The organism is Flavobacterium beibuense (assembly GCF_004151245.1).
In the GTDB taxonomy this organism is placed as follows: domain Bacteria; phylum Bacteroidota; class Bacteroidia; order Flavobacteriales; family Flavobacteriaceae; genus Flavobacterium; species Flavobacterium beibuense_A.
This window is the reverse complement of the sequence record NZ_JUIW01000001.1, coordinates 172865-199307: the sequence shown is the minus strand read 5'-3', so window position 1 is coordinate 199307 and position 26443 is coordinate 172865. Positions and strand designations below refer to the sequence as shown.

At 31.8% G+C, this 26443-nt stretch carries 24 protein-coding genes; 8 read left to right on the top strand and 16 right to left on the bottom strand.

All coding sequences use genetic code 11. The features are described 5' to 3' along the window. Positions 1-4: 4 nt before the first annotated feature. A complete protein-coding gene (locus tag NU09_RS00955) occupies positions 5-1126 on the top strand; it encodes a DUF4105 domain-containing protein (RefSeq protein WP_129749375.1) in 1122 nt (373 codons plus the stop codon). Between the two features lie 77 nt (positions 1127-1203). Beyond that, a complete protein-coding gene (locus tag NU09_RS00950) occupies positions 1204-1941 on the top strand; it encodes a CpsB/CapC family capsule biosynthesis tyrosine phosphatase (RefSeq protein ID WP_129749374.1) in 738 nt (245 codons plus the stop codon). A gap of 35 nt (positions 1942-1976) precedes the next feature. Here the strand turns inward: NU09_RS00950 and NU09_RS00945 are convergent, their stop codons facing one another. From NU09_RS00945 to NU09_RS00870, 16 genes are all read right to left on the bottom strand, one after another. Continuing rightward, positions 1977-4376 carry a GumC family protein gene (locus tag NU09_RS00945; protein ID WP_129749373.1) on the bottom strand — a complete coding sequence of 800 codons (2400 nt, stop codon included), beginning with the start codon at positions 4374-4376 and terminating at the stop codon, positions 1977-1979. Between the two features lie 4 nt (positions 4377-4380). After that, a complete protein-coding gene (locus tag NU09_RS00940; RefSeq protein WP_129749372.1) occupies positions 4381-5157 on the bottom strand; it encodes a polysaccharide biosynthesis/export family protein in 777 nt (258 codons plus the stop codon). A 105-nt stretch (positions 5158-5262) separates the two neighbouring features. Beyond that, a complete protein-coding gene (locus NU09_RS00935) occupies positions 5263-7221 on the bottom strand; it encodes a polysaccharide biosynthesis protein (protein WP_129749371.1) in 1959 nt (652 codons plus the stop codon). Positions 7222-7288: 67 nt separating this feature from the next. Beyond that, positions 7289-7861 carry a hypothetical protein gene (locus NU09_RS00930; protein WP_129749370.1) on the bottom strand — a complete coding sequence of 191 codons (573 nt, stop codon included), beginning with the start codon at positions 7859-7861 and terminating at the stop codon, positions 7289-7291. After that, on the bottom strand, positions 7854-8810 hold the full coding sequence (locus NU09_RS00925) for an MraY family glycosyltransferase (protein ID WP_129749369.1): 957 nt from the start codon (positions 8808-8810) through the stop codon (positions 7854-7856). The genes NU09_RS00930 and NU09_RS00925 overlap by 8 nt, the downstream gene beginning before the upstream one ends. A 20-nt stretch (positions 8811-8830) precedes the next feature. Beyond that, on the bottom strand, positions 8831-9754 hold the full coding sequence (locus NU09_RS00920; RefSeq protein WP_129749368.1) for an NAD-dependent epimerase/dehydratase family protein: 924 nt from the start codon (positions 9752-9754) through the stop codon (positions 8831-8833). Further along, positions 9747-10904, bottom strand: coding sequence for a glycosyltransferase family 4 protein (locus NU09_RS00915; RefSeq protein WP_165357629.1), 1158 nt, complete (start codon positions 10902-10904; stop codon positions 9747-9749). The genes NU09_RS00920 and NU09_RS00915 overlap by 8 nt, the downstream gene beginning before the upstream one ends. Next, a complete protein-coding gene (locus tag NU09_RS00910) occupies positions 10888-11457 on the bottom strand; it encodes an acyltransferase (protein ID WP_129749366.1) in 570 nt (189 codons plus the stop codon). The genes NU09_RS00915 and NU09_RS00910 overlap by 17 nt, the downstream gene beginning before the upstream one ends. Continuing rightward, complete coding sequence (locus tag NU09_RS00905) at positions 11444-12622, bottom strand: glycosyltransferase family 4 protein (RefSeq protein ID WP_129749365.1); 1179 nt, start codon at positions 12620-12622, stop codon at positions 11444-11446. Before NU09_RS00905 ends, NU09_RS00910 begins: the two co-directional genes overlap by 14 nt. 10 nt (positions 12623-12632) lie before the next feature. Next, the gene (locus NU09_RS00900; protein ID WP_129749364.1) at positions 12633-14015 is read right to left on the bottom strand and encodes a hypothetical protein; all 1383 of its coding nucleotides are present in this window, start codon (positions 14013-14015) and stop codon (positions 12633-12635) included. Next, on the bottom strand, positions 14005-15159 hold the full coding sequence (locus NU09_RS00895) for a glycosyltransferase (protein WP_129749363.1): 1155 nt from the start codon (positions 15157-15159) through the stop codon (positions 14005-14007). The genes NU09_RS00900 and NU09_RS00895 overlap by 11 nt, the downstream gene beginning before the upstream one ends. Then, on the bottom strand, positions 15156-16256 hold the full coding sequence (locus NU09_RS00890; RefSeq protein ID WP_129749362.1) for a polysaccharide pyruvyl transferase family protein: 1101 nt from the start codon (positions 16254-16256) through the stop codon (positions 15156-15158). The genes NU09_RS00895 and NU09_RS00890 overlap by 4 nt, the downstream gene beginning before the upstream one ends. Further along, on the bottom strand, positions 16253-17635 hold the full coding sequence (locus tag NU09_RS00885; protein WP_129749361.1) for a lipopolysaccharide biosynthesis protein: 1383 nt from the start codon (positions 17633-17635) through the stop codon (positions 16253-16255). Before NU09_RS00885 ends, NU09_RS00890 begins: the two co-directional genes overlap by 4 nt. A gap of 8 nt (positions 17636-17643) precedes the next feature. Further along, on the bottom strand, positions 17644-19035 hold the full coding sequence (locus NU09_RS00880; RefSeq protein WP_129749360.1) for a UDP-glucose 6-dehydrogenase: 1392 nt from the start codon (positions 19033-19035) through the stop codon (positions 17644-17646). Between the two features lie 2 nt (positions 19036-19037). Then, entirely contained in the window at positions 19038-20309 is a 1272-nt protein-coding gene (locus tag NU09_RS00875) for a nucleotide sugar dehydrogenase (protein WP_129749359.1), read from the bottom strand. A gap of 24 nt (positions 20310-20333) precedes the next feature. Then, a complete protein-coding gene (locus NU09_RS00870; RefSeq protein ID WP_129749358.1) occupies positions 20334-21311 on the bottom strand; it encodes an SDR family oxidoreductase in 978 nt (325 codons plus the stop codon). A gap of 319 nt (positions 21312-21630) precedes the next feature. Here NU09_RS00870 and NU09_RS00865 point away from each other — a divergent pair, with 319 nt between their 5' ends. From NU09_RS00865 to NU09_RS00840, 6 genes are all read left to right on the top strand, one after another. Beyond that, positions 21631-22518 (top strand): helix-turn-helix domain-containing protein, encoded by an 888-nt coding sequence (locus tag NU09_RS00865; RefSeq protein WP_129749357.1) that lies wholly within the window; start codon positions 21631-21633, stop codon positions 22516-22518. Positions 22519-22632: 114 nt separating this feature from the next. Beyond that, a complete protein-coding gene (locus tag NU09_RS00860; RefSeq protein ID WP_242501807.1) occupies positions 22633-23160 on the top strand; it encodes a hypothetical protein in 528 nt (175 codons plus the stop codon). A gap of 194 nt (positions 23161-23354) precedes the next feature. Next, positions 23355-23903: a hypothetical protein gene (locus NU09_RS00855; protein ID WP_129749356.1), complete on the top strand. Its 549-nt coding sequence runs from the start codon at positions 23355-23357 to the stop codon at positions 23901-23903. Positions 23904-24025: 122 nt separating this feature from the next. Next, on the top strand, positions 24026-24583 hold the full coding sequence (locus tag NU09_RS00850; protein WP_129749355.1) for a hypothetical protein: 558 nt from the start codon (positions 24026-24028) through the stop codon (positions 24581-24583). A 35-nt stretch (positions 24584-24618) separates the two neighbouring features. Beyond that, a complete protein-coding gene (locus NU09_RS00845; protein ID WP_129749354.1) occupies positions 24619-25419 on the top strand; it encodes a molecular chaperone in 801 nt (266 codons plus the stop codon). Next, positions 25416-26438, top strand: a complete 1023-nt coding sequence (locus tag NU09_RS00840) for a hypothetical protein (protein WP_129749353.1) — start codon at positions 25416-25418, stop codon at positions 26436-26438. Before NU09_RS00845 ends, NU09_RS00840 begins: the two co-directional genes overlap by 4 nt. The last annotated feature ends 5 nt before the right edge of the window (positions 26439-26443 follow it).

Here is a 26443-nt window from a genome sequence, read left to right as displayed (position 1 = left end):
TACCATGCAAAGTTTAAAAGTATTATTAGCTGTTATATTTTTTAGCCTGTTATCATTTAAAAGCTTTGCACAAATACCGCTATCGGAAAAAGCTGAAGTAAGTCTTTTAACTTGTGGCCCGGGTAACGAGCTTTACTCTGTTTTCGGTCATACTGCAATAAGGGTTTTTGACCCTGTAAGCAACATTAATACTGTTTATAATTTCGGTACTTTTGATTTTGACACTCCTAATTTTTATTTAAAGTTTGTAAAGGGCGATTTGCAGTATTTCGTATCTGTAGCTTCTTATGCTGATTTTATCTATGAATACAAATACTACGGAAGAGATGTATATGAGCAGGTTTTAAATCTAAACCTTAATCAGAAACAACAGATAGCAGACGAACTGAACAATATACTTTTCTCTGACAGAAAATATTATACCTATAAATTTATAGATCGCAACTGTACCACTATGGTTGCAGATATTATTGATAAACAGGTAAAAATTTCCTTAGAAAATTCAGACAAAGGAAAAACATACAGGGAAATCATTTACACTTATCTGGCAGACAATCATTTTTATGAGAACCTAGGCATTAACCTGTTGTTTGGCTATAAAACCGATAACACATCCGAAAAGCTGTTTTTACCTAAGGAGTTAATGGAAGGTATTAGCAATACAACAACCATAAATGGCCCTTTAGCAAAGTCAACCTTCACTATTGTAGAAAAAACCGAAACCACATCGGAAAATTCCTTTTTAAACAGCTATTACAGTTACACCATACTCATAATAATATTATTAGCATTAACTGTAAAAAGAGTAGGATATTTATCTTATTTGGTAATTGCAGGATTGTTTGGTATTCTTTTCTGTTTAGTTAGTCTTTATTCATCACATAACGAACTGCTCCTAAACTACAATATATTGCTTTTTAATCCTCTTTTTATCGTTATAACCATACTAGCTATATCTAATAGAAAAAAAGCGCTTAAATCACTTAGTTTGGGTTCGATTGCATTAATTGTAATTTATACGGTTTTGATTATAAATAAACCCCATTTTGTAATAATGTTGCCCCTTATTATACTTAACTCAGTAGCCATATTACGAACCTTAAAGTATTTAAAAACTTCTGTTTAGTATAATTTAACTACATTATCTTTACAAGGTTACTGTTTTACTTTATTTTTACAGTCTAAACATAAAACCATTTAACCTTGCTTTTTTTCAGTAAACCAAAAGTCGCTTTGGCAGATTTAATCCCAAGCGATTACGTAGATATACATTCACACCTATTACCGGGAATCGATGACGGAGCCAAAGACGAAAACGATACTTTGCAGTTAATAGACTCTCTTCAAGGTTATGGATTTTCTCAATTTACGGCTACACCACATATCTTACCGGGAGTTTGGAACAATACAAGAGAAGGAATCCTTAAAAAAGAAAAAAGCACTCTTTCATTTCTTAAGGATAACAATATCTCTTTTCCCTTTAAGGCCGCTGCCGAACATTTAATGGATGACACTTTTGTAGAGTTATTCAAATCAGAGCAGTTATTAACTCTAAAAGAGAATTATGTATTAGTGGAGATGTCATATATCAATCCACCAATTAACTTATATGACATATTATTTGAATTACAGGTAGCCGGCTACAAGCCTGTATTAGCACATCCGGAAAGATACTTATTCTATCATACGAAATTTGACGAATATTATAAGCTAAAAAAAGCAGGATGCCTGTTCCAACTTAACTTGTTATCGGTTACAGGATATTACGGAGAAGGCGTACTTAAGACAGCTGAAAGACTATTAAATGAAAAATTAATTGACTTTACAGGATCTGACACGCACCACATGAGACATGCTGAAGCTTTTAAAAATAAAATACCCTTCAAAAAGCATGAACCTCTTATTGAAGCATTAAAAAACAACGCCTTCTTTAAAATTTAAAGAAGGCGCTTTATTATTATAAAAACTGTCAGATTTTACTTTCTACCAAAAATTTTACTCTTCCAGTCTGATTTAGTAGTTTCCATATCGGCTCCATAACCGTAGCCATAGCCATAGCCATAACCATATCCGTAGCCATAGCCTGTTTTCTTATCGGTATCATTAAGCACCATTGCCATGTTAGGAAGCTTATTTTCCTTATACATAGTTTCAGGCACAACAAGCATTCTTTTATCAAGATAGTTTGCCCTTGACACATAAATAAACGAATGTGCTAAATTAGCAACAATAAGAGTATCAGTAACTAAACTTACAGGAGCAGTATCTACAATAATATAATCATATTCGGTCTGTAGTTTTTTAAACATTTCCTCAACTTTACTACTCATAAGTAACTCTGCAGGATTTGGAGGGATTATACCTGGAGGCATAATATAGAAATCCTCAAACTCTCCATACTTAACTATATAATCATTGATATTTGTACTACCAGGAGTTGACAAATAATTCGTTAAACCTTTAGAAGGTATATTAATATATTCATCTAATTTAGGATTTCTGATATCCATACCAATCAGTAGAACTTTCTTACCTGTCATAGCAATAGTTGTTGCTAAATTAACCGAAATGAAAGTCTTACCTTCTTTTGGAATTGTTGATGTTACAAATATGGTCTTTGCAGTACCGGCAGGCACATTATTAAGCATAAACTCCATATTCGTTCTAATGATCCTTAAAGCTTCAGCAGTTCCCGATCTACCATGTAAGTTAACCAACTCACTACTCGTTTCAGATCTTGGCACATCACCTAAAAATGGCACTTTTAAATGATCTATATCAGCATTACTATGAATTTTTGTATCAAGAAGCTCTCTCAAATAAATAATTAAAAACGGAATAAATAAACCTAGCATTAGAGCTGCTAACAAAACTATATTAGTTTTTGGAGAAACCGGTTGCTCTTTAGCAAAAGCACTATCAATTACTTTTGCGTTTGGAGCTGTTACGGCTTTAGAAATAGCATTTTCTTCCCTTTTAGTAAGTAAGAACAAATACAGCTGCTCTTTTACCTCTTTTTGTCTTTCAATAACCCTATATTGTCTCTCCTGCCTCGGGGCTTGTCCTACCCTTCCCTCCATCATATTTTCCTGACGCTCAAGGTTCTTTTTCGCAATTTTCAATGAAGACTGCAGGTTAGTTAAGCTTTTAACTATGCTTCCCCTTAACCCTTCCAACTGCATATTCATAGCTAATATGTTTGGATGTATCTCTGTCATACTTCTATCCAAATCTCTTTCTCTTTTTAACACTAACATATTATATTGCTGTATCAACTCCGAAGCCTCTCCTTCGGAAATAAGATTTGAAGGCAAAGTCTTAAATTCTTCTGAATTTTTTAATTCATTAATCATGAAACCTACTACCTCCAATTGCGAATTATTATCTACAACACTTTTTTCATATTCATTTGCTGAGTTAAGAAAAAGTTTCACATCAGATTCTATATCAGTAAGCCTTTCTACTCTTTTAAAATCTTCAGCTCCCCTCTCAACTGTATCCAACTCTTTTGTTAAAGATTCAAGACGTTTATTAATAAAATCCTCAGTATTTCTTGCAACCTGATTCTTATCATTTATAGCATCCTGATTATAAGTATAAATAAGTTTATTAAGAAAATCAACTCCTTTTTCTTTTACCCTGTCGGTAAGTGATAAAGAAACCACACTCGTCATTTTATTTACTGTAGCTATCTGAAGTTTAGCCCTGTACTCTTCAGCTACTTTATCCAAAGTTTTTAATTGTACAATTATCTCCCTATTAGTACCATCAATTTTCTTTGTCGAGATACTATCAGTATTTATTGTTACCAACATCGTTCCAAGATTTGAAGAAAAAGACTCTCCAAATGAATGTACACCTAACTTATTAGACTCAGCATCAAAAATTTCAAACTTAGTATCTGAAATTGTCTTAACAGTAAAAACTGTATCTTTTTCATAAAAATCGTCAATTACATCGTAGAAATTAACCTTTATATAAGGGCTAACGTAAGCTTCTGTTGTTTTAACATTTCCTTTGGTAAAATAGCTAATATTAAATTTAAGTTCTTTTACTGTGTTTCTAGTTAATGACCTGGCTTTAAGAACTTCTATTTCATTATCTACATTACTGTTTCCCCCCATCAATCCTAATTCACTTAAAGCTGAAACTTCATTGGCTACACCACCTTTTTTTTCATCTTTAATTAAAATGGTTGCGCTAATCTGATATTCAGGAGTTGAATATCTCAAATAAAGAAAAGCCAAAAACAAACACGCAATTACACTAACAGTAAACCATTTCCAATGAACGAAATATTTATCAATTTGTTCTCTTATATTAAAACTGTTTACACTATTTTCGTTTTCAGTTTGTATAGGTAAATTATTCTGCATCTTTCTATCTTGTAAGTATGGCAATTAAAGCAATCAATACCGATGTAGCTGAAATAATCACGCTAACATTAGGACCAACACCAGATGAATTTATCTTTGTTTTATTCGGCTCAACATATACTTCATCATTTTGTTCAAGGTAATAAAAGGGTGAATTGATAAAATCTGCTTTTGTCATATCAATATAATTGAAAGTCTTTTTACCATTAACATCTCTCCTCACCAAAACATTATCCCTCTTACCATAAACAGTCATATCTCCAGCCATTGCAAGTGCCTCTGGCAATGTTATTCTTTCGGTTTGTAAAGTAAATCTACCTGGTCTTGCAACCTCTCCAGATACTACTATTTCAAAATTGACAATTCTTAAATTAACAACATAGTCTTTTAAATATTCACTAAGTTTTTCATTTAGCATTTCAATCACTTCATTTTTTGTTCTTCCAGCTACTTCTAGCTTCCCTAAAACAGGGAATTGTATAAAACCTTCATTATCTACAAGATAAGTCTGAACTCTCTGTTGCCCCGAAGCCATATCCATACTTGAAGAAAACATATCAGTACCTGTTACAGCAACAATGGGTAAATTAAAATCTTTAGCAGCATCTCCCGGAGCAGACACTATTATCATCAATAAATCATCAGATTTAATTCGGGTTTCAAAATTATTTTCAGAATCCTCAAAAGAAGGTAAATTTTGATAATACACAATTTTCTTTCTCGGCACACATGAAGTGAACACTAAAAATAGCAATAAAAAGGGTAAGACTTTTCTAATCATATAAATTAATAAGAGATAACAAATTTCCAGTAGAAAATATTTTTTTACGGCACAAAGATAATTTTTTTTAAACGGAAAGTATGAATTAAAAGTTAAAAGAGAAATTTATGCTTTTTTATCTAAAATAGCAAAATCAGAATTCATACTTATAAATTCAGGAACAATTTGTTTCATTTTGTAAACCACTTCTTCAGAAGAATAACCACATGCAATCACTATCAAATCGTCAACCTGATGCTCAAGGCACACAAAATCATCAAAAACTTCCTGAGCTACCATTATTTTTTCATGATGTGTAGGTAACGTTTTTGAAGTATCATTAAGCAATTCTTCATATAGTTTTTCTCCGGGCCTTAATCCTATAATTTTTATTTCAATATCCTTATCCGGAATAAAACCTGCTAAACGAATCATTTTTTTTGCTAAATCTATAATTTTTACTGGCTTACCCATATCAAAAATATAAATTTCTCCACCATTCCCCATAGCTCCGGCTTCAAGTACTAGCTGGCACGCTTCAGGAATTGTCATGAAGTAACGAATTATATCAGGATGTGTCAAAGTAATTGGACCTCCAGCTTCAATTTGCTTTGTAAACAAAGGAACAACTGAGCCATTAGAGCCTAAAACATTTCCAAAACGGGTAGTAATAAATTTAGTTTTACATTTACCTGATTCGACAATCATCTTATTATGAAGTGCCTGAACATACTTTTCCGCTATTCTCTTACTTGCCCCCATAACATTGCTTGGGTTAACCGCTTTATCAGTAGAAACCATTACAAAGCTATCAACCTCAAATTCACAGGCTAGGTCAGCAATATTTTTAGTACCTAAAATATTAACAAAAATTGCCTGAGAAGGGTTGTCTTCCATTAAAGGCACATGCTTATATGCAGCAGCGTGATAAACAACCTGTGGCTTATATTTTCTAAAAACCTCCGACATTGCATCTTTATTTCTTACATCTGAAATAACAGAAAAAATATTAGCTTGAGAATCTAACCTGGCAACTTCAAGACTTAACTGATGTAAAGGAGTCTCAGCCTGATCAAGCATAATAACATTTTTAGGACTAAACTGAATTACCTGTCTAACAATCTCACTGCCAATAGAGCCTGCAGCCCCAGTAATTAATATAGTTTTATTTTTAATTTGAGAAGAAATCGAATTATTATCCAATACAATAGGCTTTCTTTCAAGTAAATCCTGTATCTGAAAATTTTTAATTTTCCTAGATATCTCCTTTTGATCTTCCCAATCCGATATTAAGGGTACGGTATAGACTTTATAATTAAACTCAAGACATTCGTCAACAATAGCAAGTTTCTCTTCTTTTAACAAACTCTTATCAGCAATAACTAAAGCTTCAGCATTGAAAACCCGCATTACTACAGAAATCCTTTTTTTATGTTGAAGAATTGGCAAACCTAAAATCATCTTAGATTTGTTATAACTTGATTTATCAATAAATCCTACTAATTTAAATCTTCCCGGAATTTCAGACTTTAATGCATTAGCCACTGCAATAGCATTAGCATCAGAGCCATATATAATAGCTCTAACTAACTTCTTACCATTACTACTATTAAAATAATTCTCAAAAACCTGTTTTACTAAAACTCTATACAGAAACAAACAGCTAAATGAAAAAACAGCATTTATTAATATTCCTACATTGAGATATAACAAATCTCCTTTAATCGTTTCATAAAGACTATTAAAAGCAAGTAAAAGAAAAGCCGTAGTAAACTGAGCAAAGAAAATCTTCACAGCATCAATATATGAAGAATGCCTTATAATACCCGCATAAGTACGAAACGCCCTGAATGATAGAAGAGTTATCAAAAGATAGAAAACAATACTTATAATATATAAATCAGGTTTAACAGACACTCCCGTTCTATGAATTAAGACATAGGAGAAAATACCGGTAAAAGACACTACTACTAAATCCAATAAGAGTATTATCCATCTTGGCAAATACCCCAGATTATGTAATGATGTCCAAAATCGGTAATCATTTAATTTATAGGTGTTGTTATTCTTTTCTCTCTGCCCCAAAACTATCTATTTTATGCTATCCAAAAATAATCTAAAAAAATTAGATTCTTATTTTTTTTAGTTTAATTTATAAAATTGACTCCTTTACAATACTATTTGCCTTTATATTAACTTTGGAAGCAATTACTACGTTAGGAGATATATAGCTGTTCTCTCCTATTTTGGCTCCGCCTGTTATCCTTACACCTGGCATTATAACACAATTCTTTTCTAAATGAGTATCATGATGCAAACTACAACTGGTATTAATAAAACAAAAATCTGAGACAATTATATCCGTAGTTAAAACACAGTTATCAGATATAAAACAACCTTTTCCAACTTTTACCCTAACTTCGTCATGAATTTTAACATCAGGATGAATAATAGTAGGATAATCATAGTTATCCCCTAATTTTAAAAAAGCTTTCTTACGAAATTCAGGATTACCAAGAGCCATTATAACACTATTAGTTATACCTGAATATTTATACCAGTCAATTCCACCTAGTATCTCAATGCCATTAACAAAAGAACCAGGTTTAATTATATCATCAATAAAACCTACCACTTTATAAACATCGGCGAAATATTTATGTATAAGAGCATATATTTCTCTACCTACACCACCAGCCCCTATTATTACTACATCTTTAGGCATTATCAGATATTTTTTTTAAAACACTACCTCTTAGCAGTAAATACACAGCTGTAAGGAGTACCAATATTCCAAAAAACATATAAATCGTCATAACATCTATTGAAATAGTGTAAATAACCAGTACATTAATAGCTATTTGGATAAATGCATAGCTAAATGAAACAACTAGATGAGGTATTTTTAATTCGTTAGCCAGATACTGATATAAATGTGTTCTATGTGGCTTAAAAATATTTTCTTTTTCCCTAATTCTATAAATTATAGTTACAATGGAATCAACCGCATAAATACTAATCAAAAGCATGTAGCCAATCTCATTAGTTTTTAAAACCAATTTTAAAAGAAAATAACCCAGAAAAACTGCCATACTGATACTACCTATATCTCCTGCAAAAGTTTTAGCTTTTTTCCTAACGTTAAAAAGGGCAAAGACCAAACAGGAGAGTCCCATAATAACCAAGACAGGAAATACAGCCTCGTCCATCTTATAAACAAAGCCCAGTGTAATAATACAGGAAAGAGAATACAAAACAGTAATACCATTAATGCCATCCATAAAATTGAATAGATTAATCCATCCTATACCAAAAATTAAAATTACCGGCAAGAGAAGTAAACTAATATTATAAATTTCTAAATCAAGAACAATTAACAAAACGGCTATAAAATGCGAAAAGAAACGAGGCAATTGATGTAATGGTTTAATATCATCTATGAAACTAACAACAGCAACCAATAGAACAGCTGCTGTTAAGCTAAGAGTGGCATAACCTAAAAGAAAAGCAATTACTACAGCTATAGAAAACACCACACCACCGCCCCTTATTGTAACAACAGAATGCGAAGATCGCTCATTGGGCTTATCAATTATATTATACCTGTCGGCAATCTTAAAATAGATTAATATTAAAATAAGTAATGAGATAAATATTAAGAAGTAATCTAACATCGTATAAAATATAAAAATTATTATTTACGAAAAGAACTTAAAGTTACACTAAGCCCTTCTTCTGCAGCAACAGGTAGTTTCTCTAATCCTAACGCAAACTTAATTTTATCATTGGAAACGACATAGCTTTCGGTCAGTTTTTTAAGTCTCTCTGAATTTAGAGGCAACTTAAGCCTATCTCCTATACAAGCTATTTTTACAATAAGACCTTTATTTAGCCTCCATAATTTCGGTTTTCTTCCTAATGATTGAGACATTAAATAGATCAGTTTATTTGTAGAAAGCGTTTCATCATCGGAAAAATTATAAACTCCACTTTTTACACCCTTATTTTCAAGCAGTGAATTTACTAAAAAACATAAATTATCGATACTTAAAAAAGACCTTTGATTCTCAAACACAGCTAGCGGCCAGGGTACCCCTTTTTCAACTACTTTATAAAGTAGGTTAAGATTACCTTTATTACCCGGTCCATGAATCATACAAGGACGTATTATAAACAACCTCTTTCCTTTAGGCAATACCTGGCTCAACAAGTATTGTTCAGCCTCATGTTTGGACTTTCCGTATGGAGTATGCGGTTCTCCTGTTACATCTTCTTTCAATACTCCTGTAACAGTATCTGCAACAGCCTTAACAGAACTGAAATAAAAAAAGTCTTTTATATCAGATTCTAAAAAAGTTTTAAAAATATTAATTGTAAGATCCCTGTTTACATTAAAATACTCCTCAGGGCTTGAAGTACTTGCTGTATCATGGGCTTTACCAGCCAAGTGTATTATAGCATCACCTTTAAGATTTGGCAAAAAGTCATCATATGAAAAAATATTATTCTCAACAGTCTTTTTCCTTGAAATACCTATACAGTTATACTTACTATCCAAATATTTCTTAAGGTTAGTACCAACAAACCCATTAACTCCGGTTATATAAATATTATTCACTTATAAGATTTTTATATAATTCATATTGACCATTCCAAATCACTTCAGACGAAAAATATTCCCTAGCCCTCACCGCACCATACTCACCATGTTTAATTCTTATCTCTGAATTATCAATATAGAATTGAAGGGCTTTTGTAAGTTCTTCAACATTTTTAGAAGCCACATGCATCCCAGAACTCATATGCTCAACTGTATCTTTTGCTCCTGGAATATCAGACACGATTACAGGCTTACTCATCGCTGCTGCTTCTAAGGCTACATTACCAAAACCTTCCCTGTACGAAAACAAAACAAAGATGTTATATGCTGCATACACCTCTGCAACATTAGCTTTTTTACCTAAAAGAAAAACACTGGAATCATTAAGAATTGACTCCCGTACTTCATTAGATATGGGATCACCATCTTCAACAGGGCCAACTAAAATCAACTTTAACTTATCATTCAAAGAAGCACACACCTTAAACGCCTTATATAACTCTTCAACTCCTTTATCTTTTGTAATTCTCCCTACGTGCCCTATTACGATATCTTCCTCAGATATCCCTAAAGAGTGTCTTAAATTATTCCCAAGATGTTTATTTTCTTCATTCAATATGAATTTATCAACATCAACACCATTACTACTGCCTTTACCAAAAACGACTCCTTTACCCTCCTTCAATATACCTGTCTTAATTGCATGCTCTCTCAATGTAGGACTTATTACAATCACTTCACTGGAAAATGAGCAGGAAATTTTTTCTGTTATCCGAACAATTTTCTTTTTAAGACCTTTTAATGTATCTGACCTAAGACCTCTCAATGTAAAAACCATTGGGGTTTTCGGAAAAAGAAATCTTGACAGCATAAAAAGAAAACCCGTTTTCGGATTACCTGCATTAACTAAATCTGGCTTTTCCTTTTTTAAAAATTTTATTACAGCATATAAGGATTTCAGATCTTTAAGTATAGATATCTCACGACTAAATTCAATAATCTCCAACCTTACCTTTTCATCCAATGCCAATTTCTCCACTTCGGTGCCCGGAGCCGAAACAATAACAACCTCATAACCCTTACTCTTGAGAAATGTCGCCTGCCCCCTAATAAAGTTTGCACAAAAAGAATCTGATATAGCTATAACTATTTTATTTTTTCTCTTCATACTCTCCTCTAGAAAAAAAAGATGCCTCACCATCTTCATTCTTTTTAACAAATACTGCTGGCACTCCACTGAGGATAACATTATCTTTTGTACTTTTAACAACAAATGAATTTGCAGCAACAAGATTACCTTTACCTATTGTAACTCCGCATTTCACCGAAGAATGTGCAGCTAACCAAGTTCCTTTTCCAATATGCACCTCCCCAGCTATACTCCCACCAAACCTAACCGAATTATCTTTAAATACATGTTGCAAAGTACTGACAACAACATAAGGAGCTATAACAACCTCATCTTCAATCGACAAACCTCCCATAGCATTTAACCATGAACCTTTAGCTATATATACATCATCTCCTATTCTTAAATTAGAAGTATTTAACAAAGTTACATCCCTCCCTAATTGAAACCTTTTCCCACATTCCTTAATAAAAAAATGAGCAAGCCAGCCCCTAAAACCTATAACCAATCTATTATCTGGAAGCCAATTAGTTATTAATTGAACAAACCAAAGAGGTAAAACATAAAAAAGCTGATTTTTAAGACTTTTCATAAGTAATTTTCTTTAATTCTTTCATCAATTTTATTCTCTTACTCTCCAATATTCCTAACTCAAATCTATCTACTTTTTTTACATTTTCTTTACTTATTAGCAAGTAATCAGCTTTGGGTGTTTTTTCTATGAAGTTATAAATTAAAGAATACATCTCATCAATATTACCAGGAGTAAATGTAAACTCTTTTGAAAGCAATTCAGCTATACCTCCAACACTAGATCCAAAACAAATCAATCCTCTTGCCATTGCCTCTATTAGCGCTCTTGGCATACCTTCATTAGAGGATGGTAATACAAAAAAAGTAGAATCATCTAAAATAGCTTTTATTTTATTGAAACCTGTTACTTGACCATGAAAAGTTACAATTTCTGAAATATTTAATTGTTGCGCTAAAGTAAAACAATGGTTCTTTAATATTCCATCCCCAATCAAATCTAAACGTACATCAAAAACTTTAGATAATTTATGAACACATTGAATTAAATCCTTCTGATTTTTAAGAGAGATAAAGCTTCCAACATGCACTATTTTTATTGTCTTAGAACCAAATTGCTTTGGATTAGTCAAAAAATTTGATTTATCAAGCCTTATACTTGATATGGATTCTGTTAACACATCTCTTTTAACAGGATATTTATGCTGTAAGTGATTAATACTAACATAGCTTCCCAAATTTGAATGCAGAGTAATTTTCTGTTTTCTCCTTTTTAAAAGTCTACCTACAATTTTAAAAATACTTCTCTTTATCATTCCATCATCAGACGAAGCCATAGCATCTTCCGGATCACCAATAGACTCAAACATATATGCTTTTTTATTGGAGTTTAGTTTATAAACAATCCAAGCCGCATGTGAAGGAACTCTAAAGCAAAAACAATCTGTCGATAAAATTTCAGCCTTTTTTAATTTAAAATATTTAGAAGAAAAAAAAAGCCATTTAAACCCATGTATATCGGGTATATCAATAAAACTCACATTATCTCCATTAGAGACAGACCAGTTTGGATTAATAGACTGAACGTTCTTAACTCTTGCTACAACTTGAATTTCATCAAAGACTTTTAAATATGTTTTAAAAAAATCATAATTAAACACATAATCGTCATATACACTATGCCCTTTTCTAAAAAACCTATGATCTGTTACAATTGTAATTTTCATCAACAAAATCTTATTTAATATAGAAATACAACAAATATAATCCTATAACACTCAAAGTAGTCCTATTAACTATTTTTTTTCTTAAGTCAACAGGTAATACATTGTAAAACAAAACCGATACAATATATATAATTGGATAAACACAATACACTCTCCTGGTATTTATTGAAGAACTAGACAACAATAATAAAAGAACAGCCAAACCAAAAAGGACTAATAGCTCAGAAGGAATAGCCTTATGTAACTTAAAGTAAAAACCTGCAAATACAATTGCTAACACATAAAGCCAAACTGTAGCCGCAACATTTTCCATAAAACGCCAAGGAGTATAATAACCGGGATAAGTATGTTTTAAATTTTCCAAATTAGCATTTTCAATGTACCAGCCGCGCCAAAAAGGAACTGCAGGGGCAATTTGCCCATTTATTGCCATAGCTAATTGTTTTAATCCAACTGGTAAACTCGAAAAGGATGCCCCTACAGAAACTTCTTTCCTATCAACCCTTTCCATTTGATTTTCATAAGCTCCAGCATTCTCTTCATATTTACTAAACAGAATAGGTGATAAAAAAGCCAACATAAAAAACATTAAAACTCCTGATATCAATATCGTAGGCTTATTCTTCTTAGCTTTCAAATAAAAATAAGACATTATGAAAAGTGTAAAAAACAACGCATGTTCAATACGAAAGCCTATAAGAAAAATAAAAATCATCACTAACTTAGCAAAAACGTATTTGCTCCTATCATGATATACTACATAATATGTTCCTAAAACATATAAAAAATACACATGGGGATCGCGATTAAATACAATCGAATAAACACAGACAAAAGAAAGCACCGAAAAGAAAAGTGAATACTTATATGCCTTATTACGGGAAACATAGCACTTTAAAATCAAATATATAAATGGTATGGATAATGCTCCGGCATAAACACTTTGCCATTTTTGAACAAGAATATTATTTTCATCAAAAATTTGAGCAAAAAAAGACAAGAAAATAGAAATAAAATTAAACAACCTATACCTTAACGTAATATCGCCCTGCGCGTTAAAGTTATCCCATAAATCCTGAAAAGTGTACATTTTAAAATTAGAGTTATCCCAAAATTTCATAGAATCTACCATCATGAAAAACTCATCACTCGGATTATTAACATATATATAATTTGTAATATACATATATATAGAATAAAATGAGAATGTGAATAGAAACAAAGAGAATAATTCACGGCTTTCATTTCTCTTAAAGAACCTTAAAAGAAAATATGTCCCTACTATACTAAACAGCCAAAGAATCAAATAAGAAATCCAGCCTTCATAAAATGAATAGAATATAGTTGCCAATATGGCAATTAAAATTGTAAAGTTTCTTAAATCAGCCTTCATTAAATTCTCGTTTTCTTGCTTTATATTTTAAAACTATTTCATTAACCATATTCTCTACAGAAAAATTTGCCGAAAAATAACATGCCTTATCTATCATTGTTCCCAAAGAACATTTATCATAATCCTCAATTAACTTATTAGTCTTAATAAACGCATCATTTAAATCCTTAGGATCAAAAAAATATTTATGATACCCCTTATAAACAGCTTCATAGTGAGGGGTTATTTGTGAAGCACATACAGGAATTTTCATATACTGAGCCTCTATTAACACATTACCAAAACCTTCATAAAGTGAAGGAAAGAGAAAAATATCTGACTTTTCCAAATAAAAACCAATTTCTTTTTGCATACCCGCAAAAAAAACAAAATCTTCTAAGCCTCTATTCTTAACTTTATCTTGAATTGCTCCTAATAAATTGCCTGAACCTAATAATACCAATTTATAATTATTTTTTTTTGGCTCAAGTTTTTCAAATAAATCAATTAAGAAAGAATGATTTTTTTGATCTTTAAAGCTACCTATATGAATAAATACTTTTGAAGCATTGTATATAAAATTCTTAAAAGCAACATTATTTTCATTATTAGAATTTGCTTGTTCATTTAAATTAGAAAAATCAATCCCATTCTTTACTGCAAAAAATTTTTGATTACCCCTCCATTTTCTTGAATAATAATCTAGATTAACCTCTGAATGCCCTACAATTAAAGATGAAAAATCTAATGATAATTTTTTATGAATATTTAAATATAAACTTCTTAAAGTAGACAAAAAAAATTTATTTTCCCAAGACAATTTAAAAACAGCTTTCTGATTATGAACCGAAATAAAAAAAGGAACCTTTCTAAGGTAGCTAGCCAAAGCTAAGAAACCTGAATTATGACTATACTGACTATGTACAATATCAAATTTTTCTATCTTTAAAATATAGAAAAGTCTAAAAAACTGTTTAAAAGGGTTAGTCCCTTTTAAATCTATTAAAGTAATTCCTTTTTTAACAAACTCATGATCTAGCCCCCCTCCTAGATTAGATATTATATAAATATCAATATTTTTTGTTTTATAGCTTTTAATAGAGGCAAGCAACATATTTTCTATCCCTCCCATATCAAGCCTATTAACGATAACTAAAACTTTCATATTACAAAATAATCATTAATAGCATTTATTAACATTTCCCTATATTCAAAAGGCGATTTATTTCCAATTATATATTCGTCATTAAACGTTTGTAATTTATCTGATGTAATAAATGCTTCAACCTTACAACCCGCCTTCAATCCAAAAATCAAAGCATGCATTCTCCCAGAATAAACAAAATCAACATCTAAAAGAGAGAGATATAATTCATTTAAAGAAGTAGCACTTAATACTTTGATATCAATATCATATTTTTGATATAATACTTTTTGAAACGTAATGGTCTCTATAGCGTCTGTTTTAGTTGTATAAAACAGTTCCACTATATAACCGTCAGATTTTAATTTCTTAACTTTATTAACCCAAGGTAAATAAAAGTCTTCAAGCTCAAGTAATTGATTTTTATGTTTAACATTATATTCATGAAAACTGTAAATACCTACCAACGCGATTTTTTGCTTTACTCTTTTACTACTATTTAAAGATTCATCATAAAATACTACATCTGGAATAATTTCCGACTGGATATTAAATGTATCTGACAAAACTAAGTTAGAAAACTTATCTCTCACCCATATTTTAGATGCTTTATTTAATGCTATTTTATACAGCTTTTTTTCTACAACATTAAACTTCCCCGCTACTCCTACTCCTAAAAAGACTAGTTTACTTCTATTACATGATAAAGTACTCCATGTATAAGCCGCTATAGAGAAAAGACTAGGAGAAACTCTATTAGTAGTATTAATTAATTGTCCTCCTCCAATAACAACATAGTCATATCTTCCATTAACTAATAGATTTTTAATAAACCTTCTATTTTTTAAATACCATTTTACAAATCTCAAATAATTTTTTAGAATTAATAGAAAATTAAAGATTGGATTACTTTTTAATTTTAACCTTAACTCTATTAAGGACGAAGTATCGTTAAAAAAATAATCATATTTAGGTAAACTTTGTATTTTAGGATTTGAGTAATATGAAAAATCTACTAGATAATTTCGGTCTTCAAAAAACTGCACTAAACTTTTTTTAATAGCCTGATCTCCAAGATTATTACTAAAACCTTCATTTACAACTAAGATTCTCTTCATCTATTTATAATTTTTTTTATCGTATTAGCATTTAAAACAACTAATAAAATGACGGAAACAACAATTAAAATAATATTGACAACTTTTATATCAAGAAAACTCAAATAAGCAAAAGATAAACACGAAATTGTTAAATAAGTCAATCTAGAGTAATTCACTTTAATAAAGTAAAAATCTTTAGTTTGTTTAACCCTTAAAAAAAACATAAAGATAAAACTTACTAGTGTACCTAATGCTGGAGCATACAGCCCTATATATGGTATTAAAAAAAAACTCAAAATAATATTTATTAGGCCTGAAAAAAAACTTGACACTAAAACACCTTTAGTATTTTTTACTTTTAAAAATGCCGCACCAAAAAAACCTGAGAAAGCAGAATATGCAACTCCTAAATACAATAAAGGCATATACTTATAAGCATCATAAAAATCCCCATCAACTGTAAACATAATTAAATATTTTGATGTAGAAATTAAAAATAAAACTACTGAAAATTCAAAATTCATATATTTATCAAACACCTTCTCTTCAAAACTATTTTTACTATTTAAAGAAGTAATAGTGTGATCTTGCCATGCCAAAATAAACACTGAATTCAGTAAAATCATTATTGATGGAAATCTTGTAGAAACTGCATAAATCCCATTAAATTCTGCATTTAAAAAATATAAAATCAAGAACTTATCCGAAGCATTAATTAACCACCAACTAATCGTATTTGGAACTAGAGGAACTGAAAAAAAAAGCATCTCCTTCAATAGATTTTTTTCAAATGAAAAGACAGATAAGTTTTTTTTCACCTCTCCAAAAAAAACATAAAATAATATCGTTAGAAAATTAGACAATACAACAGAGATAAATAGAGACTGAATGCCTAATTTAAAAAAAACTAAAAAAAAGACATTAAGTAACAAGAGTGAAAAAGCATTCAGAAGGCTACCTATAGCGTATATTTTTGTCTTTCCTACTCCCCTTATAACATACTGAAAAAAAGGAAGATAACAATACGTTATAATCATTATTGAAAAAAACAATTTATACTTAAAATCAACAAATAAAGATGTTAAAAAGAATATTACTTGAAAAAACAACACACCTCCACTTATTAATATAAAACCATTAGAAACAACCTTCCTTATCAACTGATCATCTTCTTTGATAGGTAATATCCATCTATAAACAGCATCTGAAATTTGTAAGGTTATTACTGGAACAAATAAATTTAAGGCAGTAATCATTAAATCATAAATCCCTAAATCTGCTCTACTCAGATAAAATGATAAAAAAGGAAGAAGTATTAATATTAAAAACTTAGCCCCAAAATTACCAATAGTATAAAAAAAAGTATTGGATAATAATCGTTTTGATTGCTCTTGCATATTATATCTTAATTACCAATCCTCCTAAAAACAAAGCCAATTTCTCTTAACTTTTCTCCGTCAATAATATTTCTTCCGTCAAACACAAAAGCCGGTTTTTTCATCTTATCATATATCCTTTGCCAGTCATAAGTTTTAAATTCATCCCATTCTGTTAAAACAGCGATTGCATAAGCATCTTTACAAGCCTCATAAGGATCATTAACAACTTCAATATGTTTTCTATTTAATTCCGAAGTTCTTGTATTAAGATTGTCTATATCTCTATAAACTATTTCTTTTTCAACTTTAGGATCATAAACAGCTATATTTGCTTCTTCATTTAATAAATCATCAGCAACATATATTGCTGCCGACTCTCGGGTATCATTAGTATCTTTTTTAAATGCCCACCCCAAAAAAACTATTTTCTTACCTGACACTGTATTATAGAGAGTCTTAACGATATTAGAAGCAAAGCGTCTTTTTTGGTAATCATTCATTTTAATTACCTGCTCCCAATAATCAGCCACTTCATTAAGTCCGTAACTCTTTGCTATATAGACCAAGTTTAAAATATCCTTTTGAAAACAAGATCCTCCAAATCCTACAGAAGCCTTTAAAAACTTAGACCCGATACGACTATCCATCCCTATCGCTTTTGATACCTCATTAACATCCGCCCCTGTTTGTTCACATAATGCTGATATAGCATTTATTGAAGAAACTCTTTGAGCTAAAAAAGCATTGGCCGTAAGTTTTGATAATTCTGATGACCAAACATTTGTAGTTAAAATCTTGTCCCTGCCAACCCAATTAGCATACACATCAACCAAAGCATTTATAGCAACAAAACCATCTTCATTAGTTTCACCGCCAATCAATACTCGATCTGGATTCAACAAATCCTGAACCGCAGTACCCTCAGCCAAAAATTCCGGATTTGATAAAATATGGAATTTAACTCCGTTTCCGGTATTATCTAAAATACTCTTAATTGCTTCAGCTGTCCTAACAGGCAGTGTAGACTTTTCTACAACAATTTTATCCGTTTTAGCCACAGAAGCAATTTGCCTGGCACAAAGCTCAATATATTTTAAATCGGCAGCCTTGCCTTTACCTAAACCATATGTTTTTGTAGGTGTATTAACCGAGATAAAAATCATTTCCGCCTCGTCAATAGCTTTTTCAATATCAGTAGAAAAAAACAGATTCCTATCTCTTGCTTCAGCAACTATATCTTCTAGCCCTGGCTCATATATAGGTATATTAGAAATATCTTCATCATTCCATGCCTTAATTCTGGCCTCATTAACATCTACAACAGTAACCTTTATATCAGGACACTTATAAGCAATAACAGCCATAGTAGGCCCTCCTACATAACCTGCTCCAATACAACATATATTTCTAACTACCATCTTTATAGTTTACTATCTGCTAATTCACCAAGCACTCCTTTTACATCATAAACAACTCCATTAGCCGCTTTAAGCACTTCATAATTTAAGTTCTTAAACTCGTTATGTGCTACACCTAAAATTATCGCATTATACTTTTCTTCAGGTTGAGTATTAGTAACCTTAAGTCTATACTCATGCTTTACTTCTTCAGCACTAGCCCACGGATCATAAATATCAACTTCAATACTGTATTCTTGCAAAGCTTTTATTACATCTACAATTTTTGTATTTCTAACATCAGGACAATTCTCTTTAAATGTAACTCCAAGTATTAACACTTTAGCACCATTCACCACTATTCCTTTCTTTATCATCAACTTAACAACCTGAGAAGCAACATATTCCCCCATACTATCATTAAGTCTTCTTCCTGCCAATATAATTTCAGGATGATAACCTACCTCCTGAGCTTTTTGAGCCAGATAATATGGATCAACTCCTATGCAATGTCCTCCTACCAATCCCGGTTTAAAAGGAAGAAAATTCCATTTCGTACCTGCAGCTTCCAAAACTGCATGAGTATCAATATCAAGACAATTAAATATTTTAGCTAATTCATTAACAAAAGCTATATTAATATCTCTTTGGGAATTTTCTATAACTTTTGCTGCTTCAGCGACCTTTATCGTTGGAGCTAAGTGAGTCCCTGCAGAAATGACCGACTTATACAAATCATCAACCTGTCTGCCAATTTCTGGAGTAGAACCAGCAGTAACTTTTAATATTTTTTCTACAGTATGTTCTTTATCTCCGGGATTAATTCTTTCAGGTGAATAACCTGCGTAAAAATCTTTATTAAATTCCAGTCCACTTACTTTCTCAAGTACGGGAACACACTCATCTTCTGTAACCCCAGGATATACTGTAGATTCGTAAACCACTATATCTCCTTTTGATAACACTTTACCTACTGTTTCACTTGCTTTATATAAAGGAGTCAAGTCTGGCCTGTTATTTTTATCAACAGGGGTCGGAACAGTAATTATATAACAATTACAATCTCTAATATCATCAAGATTAGTTGTACAATACAACCCATTATCTTCAGAAGAACTTTTTTTAAGTACAGATCTTAATAAATCGTCCTCAATCTCTAAAGTATTATCTTTCCCTGAATTTAATTCATTTACTCGAGACTTATTAATATCAAAACCTACTACTGAATATTTTGTAGCAAACAACCTTGCTAAAGGCAATCCAACATAACCCAATCCTATTATTGCTATTTTCATAATTAGATTAAAAAAAGAAGTATATTATTTTAAATTATCCCAGTACCACTTAACTGCCACTTCAAGACCATTTTTAAGAGAATATTTAGGATTATAATTTAATAATTTTGTTGCTTTATCTATACTCGCCAAGGAATGTGGTATATCACCAATTCTATTTGGGCCATGAATTACATCAACATCTGCTATTTTAGCATCATATTGTGATAAAAACGTTTTAAGATATCCTACTAGATCATTTAGGGTAGTCCTGTCACCAAAAGCTGTATTATAAACAGTATTAACGGCTTGTGGGTTTTCTGTAAACATAGCTAGCTCATTCATCTGAATAACATTCTCTACATAAGTAAAATCTCTAGAATAATTACCGTCCCCATTAATAATAGGACTTTCGTGACTCATAAACTGCATTACAAATTTTGGTATTACAGCTGCATAAGCCCCATTAGGATCCTGACGCCTTCCAAACACGTTAAAATACCTTAAACCTATGGTCTCCAACCCATATGTTTTACTAAAAACATCAGCATATAATTCATTAACATACTTTGTTACAGCATAAGGAGATAGTGGTTTACCTATAATTTCTTCTACTTTCGGCAGTGATTCTGAATCACCATAAGTAGATGAGCTGGCCGCATATACAAATCTCTTCACTCCTTCATCACGTGAAGCAGTAAGCATATTCAAAAAACCGCTTACATTGACCTCATTACTCGTGATTGGATCATTAATAGATCGGGGCACTGACCCTAGGGCAGCCTGATGTAGTACATACTTTGCTCCTGATACAGCTTTTTTACAATCCTCGAAATTTCTTATATCTCCTTCTATTGAAGTAAAATTAGGGTTAGAAAAAAGATGCTCAATATTTTTTTTATGACCTGTTGAAAAATTATCAAGACATACTACTTCATAATTTTTATCTATAAAATAATCGCATAAATTAGAACCAATAAATCCGGCACCGCCGGTTATCAAAATCCGTATTTTATTTTCCATTTAAGACTTTAAAGGGTATTAATAATTAGTTTGGGGTTTTACCTGCAAATATAGATAGATTATTTTCTAAATAAGTTTTTTTAAAACTTAAGTTCACTTTCCACGTACATCAATCGTAAAAATATTCACACAATAAATATTCTAAAAAGCGACGCAAGTTATTCATAAAAATACTTAACTCGATAATTTTTAAATCCCTTTTAACCTTTTAATAACAAATTAACCCTAAAAAGTGCGCATTATCCGTAAAATAATATTTCTTTATCTCAAAATACTATGTTTTTTATATTTTTGAAAAAACATACCCCATATTTAAAAAATGATTAAACAAATAACTTTAGACAAAAATATCTATCCATACGGGTTTGCAGCTTTTTATGTCACGCCCGAAAAATCGGAAGTGCTTAATAATTCATGCCGTGGAGATTTTTACACTTTGTTCTTTGTAAAATCAGGAGAAGTAAATTTACAGATAGACACTAACAACATCAATATTAAAAGAGGTGAATGTGCTTTTATTGGCATAAACCAGGTTTTTAAAATACAAACACCTTCTACCTTTCAGGTTTTGGTACTACGCTTTGAAGAAAGCTTTTATTGCAGACACGACATTGACATTAACTTTCTTAACAGTTGTAAGTTTTTCGATAATTCAACAAAACTTTTTAAATACAAACTGGACATACCGACTCAAATTATACTGGAACAGCATTATAAAGCTCTCTCAGAACAATGCATCCAGCCTTTTAACGAACTTACCTATTTAATTACACACAATAGCGTAGAAAGACTCTTGCTTTATTGCCAAAGAGAATCTCTTTTAAATAACTTAGAAAGTTATAATCAAAATGCGAATCCGGACAATGAGTTAGCGAACAGTTTCAGGCAATTAGTAAAAGAAAATTTCAAAAAGCAAAAACAGCTTGGTTTTTATACTGATGAGCTAAACACTTCAACAAAGAAACTTACTGAAGTAACCAAAAGTATATATGGGATATCACCTAAAAAACTGATTACAGACCAAACAATACTCGAAGCAAAAAGGCTTTTACTACATAGTTCCATGAATATTAAAGAAATTGCTTTTGAACTAAATTTCGAAGAACCCAGCAACTTTATACGCTTCTTTTCTAAATGTGTAGGCATGTCACCTAAAGAGTACAGAGACTACTCTAAACAGCACAATGCCCTCTTACCAGAACTTTAAAAAATGCATTTCATCGAATAAATAAAACTTTTAAACGTTTTTTTTCCTTCTATTAATACGAGTTATTTCCTTCAATAATATATTTGGGGTATTGTTTGATTTTAGGGGGGACTTATGAATACGATTTACACTATACTATTTGCACTTTTGGCTTCATTTTATATTACAGAAGCAAATGCACAAAATAGTGCAGGAACAAATCTTAATATTCATTTAAACGACATACAAAGTATTAAAATTAATGAAAGCCAAAGCAACGTAGGCATTTCATTAAATACTTCAAACGATTATATTAACGGTAAATCAATAGTTGAGGCAAACCACATTGAAATAATGAGCAGCAGTAATTATGAAATAAGGGTCTCTGCCGCTTCAAATCTTTCCGGTGAGGGTGCAACTATAGATATAGGAACCGTCACATTAACACCTACACAGGGCAACATCGGTGGTGAATCGCAAGGCAGTATAACAATGTCACCTATTGCTTTATCACTTACTGACAACACATTAGTACAGTCCACTAGTGGGGACATAAAAAGGTCATTCGATATCGAATACCATGTATCCGGAGGTAGTGAATACCTTAACAAGCCTACCGGAACATACTCAACTCTAGTAACTTATACCATTTTAATGCCTTAAATAGTTCATATTTAACATTAAAATAGCGCATTGTTATTTTTTTCTTAAAATGATAGTAAAAAGTACTTTTTTGACTATTGTCTAGTCATTATTTGAATATACTTTTGCATCGTTAAAACTAACAAAAAGAAAAAATCTAAGTGCTTAGCCCCCTAAGAATTAGATTTAATTGTCCCACTAAAATTAAACAACTAATGACTAATTTTTTCAAAGTTGCAACCGTTGCAATTGTTGCTTTAACAGCAAACTCACTATTCGCTCAAGCAGAAGACACTGCAGAAACAACATTAAACGTTAACTTAGGTAGCTCATTCGAAATCACTGTTGCTGATGCTTCAGTAGATATCGACATGGACACTCCTGAACATTTCCAGTCTGGTAACACTTCTGGTCAAAAAACTGACCACGTACAAGTAAGTGCTACAGGTGAATATGAAGTAAAAGTTATCGCTTCTACAGATTTAACATCTGGTGCTGAAACTATTCCTGTAAGTACAATCACTGTAACTCCTACTGTAGGTTCTTACCTTGGTGCAGGTTCAGAGGCTTCTGTTTCTCCAACACTTACTGCGCAATCTTTAAGCACTTCTACTGAGAACACTATCATTTCTTGTGATACTGGTGAATCTTTAAGAGGGTACAATATTGAGTATTCAATTCCTGCTGCAAGTGCTGCAGAATACCTTAACCACACAACAGGTACTTATACTACTACAGTAACTTACTCGCTATACGCGCTGTAATTAAAACAAACTGTAAGAGAAATTTATAGGAACAGCCCCAACTGCCTGCAAGGTAGTTGGAGCTGTTCTTCACATTCTTTATTTTGTATTTTTTTGCCTTAAGCAAAAGAAAACTATCCCCCTTGAAAAGAATACCGCAAATCTGTTTACTACTTGTGCTACAGTTTTGCCCGGCTATCGCTTTCTCCCAAATCGGCTCTGCCGAAACACAGGTTAATGTCTTAATAGGCCAGGTACTTAGCATACAGGTATCGCAGCCCTCTGTAAATATTGATATGGGCCTGAGCACGCACTTCATTAATGGAAACTCGTCTGCTCAGCAAACTAATCATATACAGATAACTTCTAACAATGGTTATGAAGTTAGTGTAAGGTCTGCATCCCAGTTTTTCTCTCTAAACGGCAATACATCTACATTGCCGGTAAATACTATTATGGTACAAACTACACTGGGAGATGATCTTACAGGTACAAACAGCAATCCATCATCAAGTTTATCGGTTAATGGTTCGGTACCTTTAAGCACGAGCGACACCACAGTAATCACTTCAGGGGAAGGAGAAAGTGCAAGAGGTTTCCATGTAACATACACTATACCTGCTTCTCAAACAAGTAGTTATTTAAATAAAGAACCCGGAACCTATACTACAAGTGTTATATACACTGTAGTCCCTCAGTAAATTCTATATCTTTATGATATAAATAACCATAGATCATGAAAAATTTCCTTTTAGTTATCGCTTTGTCTTTTATCTCTGTAAACACTGCTTTCTCACAGGCAGGAATATCGGTTACACCGGGCAGACTATATTATAGGACCGGAAAAGGGAACTCAGTTTCACAGTTTGTAAAAATCACAAACCCAACAGAAAAAGAACTTGAAATAGGTACTTCATTCAGTGACTGGGAGTATGAGGAATCAGGTAAAAACCAGATTCTGGATGCTAATACACTGGAAACATCGTGCTCTGACTGGATACAGATACTGCCTTCGTCATTTCTTGTAATCAAGCCAGGCGAAACAAAGCAGGTGGAAATAATACTTAAGGTACCACAGGATGCAAATACTGAAATTCCTGTACACACTTCAATGATTTTTTTCACCCAACTTAATCCGGGAAAAACAACTGATAAAAATGGAGCTTCCATACAGGTTACTGTAAGAATGGGGGTAAAAATCTATCACAGTTTCCAACAGGAAAATGAGTCCGTTATTGAGTTTGTTGATTTCCTGAGCTATGCTGATGATGATAACAATAAAGTTCTTGAACTTAAAATTGAAAATCAAAGCAAAATTTGGGCAGACGGTACCATTAAATGGGAACTGTTTAACAACAGTACCGGTAAAAAAACAATTTTAAAAGAATCAGAATTCTATACACTTCCGGATAATATAAGATCATTAAAGCAGGTGTTACCATCAGATCTTCCTAAAGGGGATTATACGGTTTCGGCAATCCTGACTTACGGCGAAAAAGACGTGATAAAAATAGCAGAACTCGAATTTAGTTTATGATGAAAATTAAAAATATACTGATTATTGCTTTCCTTGTAGCGTTCTTACCTGTTAATGCTCAAATAACCCTTAATTCGTGGGGTGGCGGTCAACCGCAAATGAGTACTTACAGCGAAATGGTAAATGGTAAAACAGAAGTAAATCAAACAACCGTTAACATTCAAAAGTACAGTGGATCAAATAATGTTACCGAATGGAGACTTACCGTTAGGCTTATACAAGACTATAATTATGACTCATATAATATAGGCGCACAATACAGCTCATTGCAATTTAATCAGCAACAAAATAACGGATCGAGCAACAGTAGCCTAATAAATATTTCCACACAGCCTATACAGTTAAGTAAGACTAATGAGGTAACGCTTATACACAGCACTGTACCTTTAACAAATACGGTTAACAGGGTATTTCAGTTTAACCTTATCATACAGGGAGGAAATCATTTGCTTACAAGTCCAAATGGTACTTATCAATCGGCTTATGAGTACAAGCTATACAGGATAAAAAGTAACGGAACCGAAGATCTTATTGCCACAAGAACAGAATCAGTAGGCGGTAGTGCACGTTTGCAGATAAACTATAGCGGTAATAACGGACAGCAAAATGTTATTTTACAACCAAGTGCTAAAGTTTTTAATCTTTATTTTAATACTGCTGAAAATTATACTAACGGGGTATCAGTTGAAGTTCAAAACGGTTTAAGGGTTACTTCTCCTAGTAATTATCAATTATCTGTTAAGGCATCATCGAGTGAAATGACTTCGGCAACAACTACGTCAACCATACCGGTATCAACACTCCATGTAGAATTAAGCACAAACCAAACAGTCCCCGGACTAACTATATATTCACCACTCAGCCTTACAGACAGCGATCAGATTATTGCTGTAAGGTCGCAATATGTGGCAAGTATAGATTTTAATTTAAGGTTTTTTATTCCGCCTAATGCTCTTGATCTGGATGTTACTCCGGGCACCTATACAACCTATGTATATTTTGTTATAATACCTAACTAAAGGTT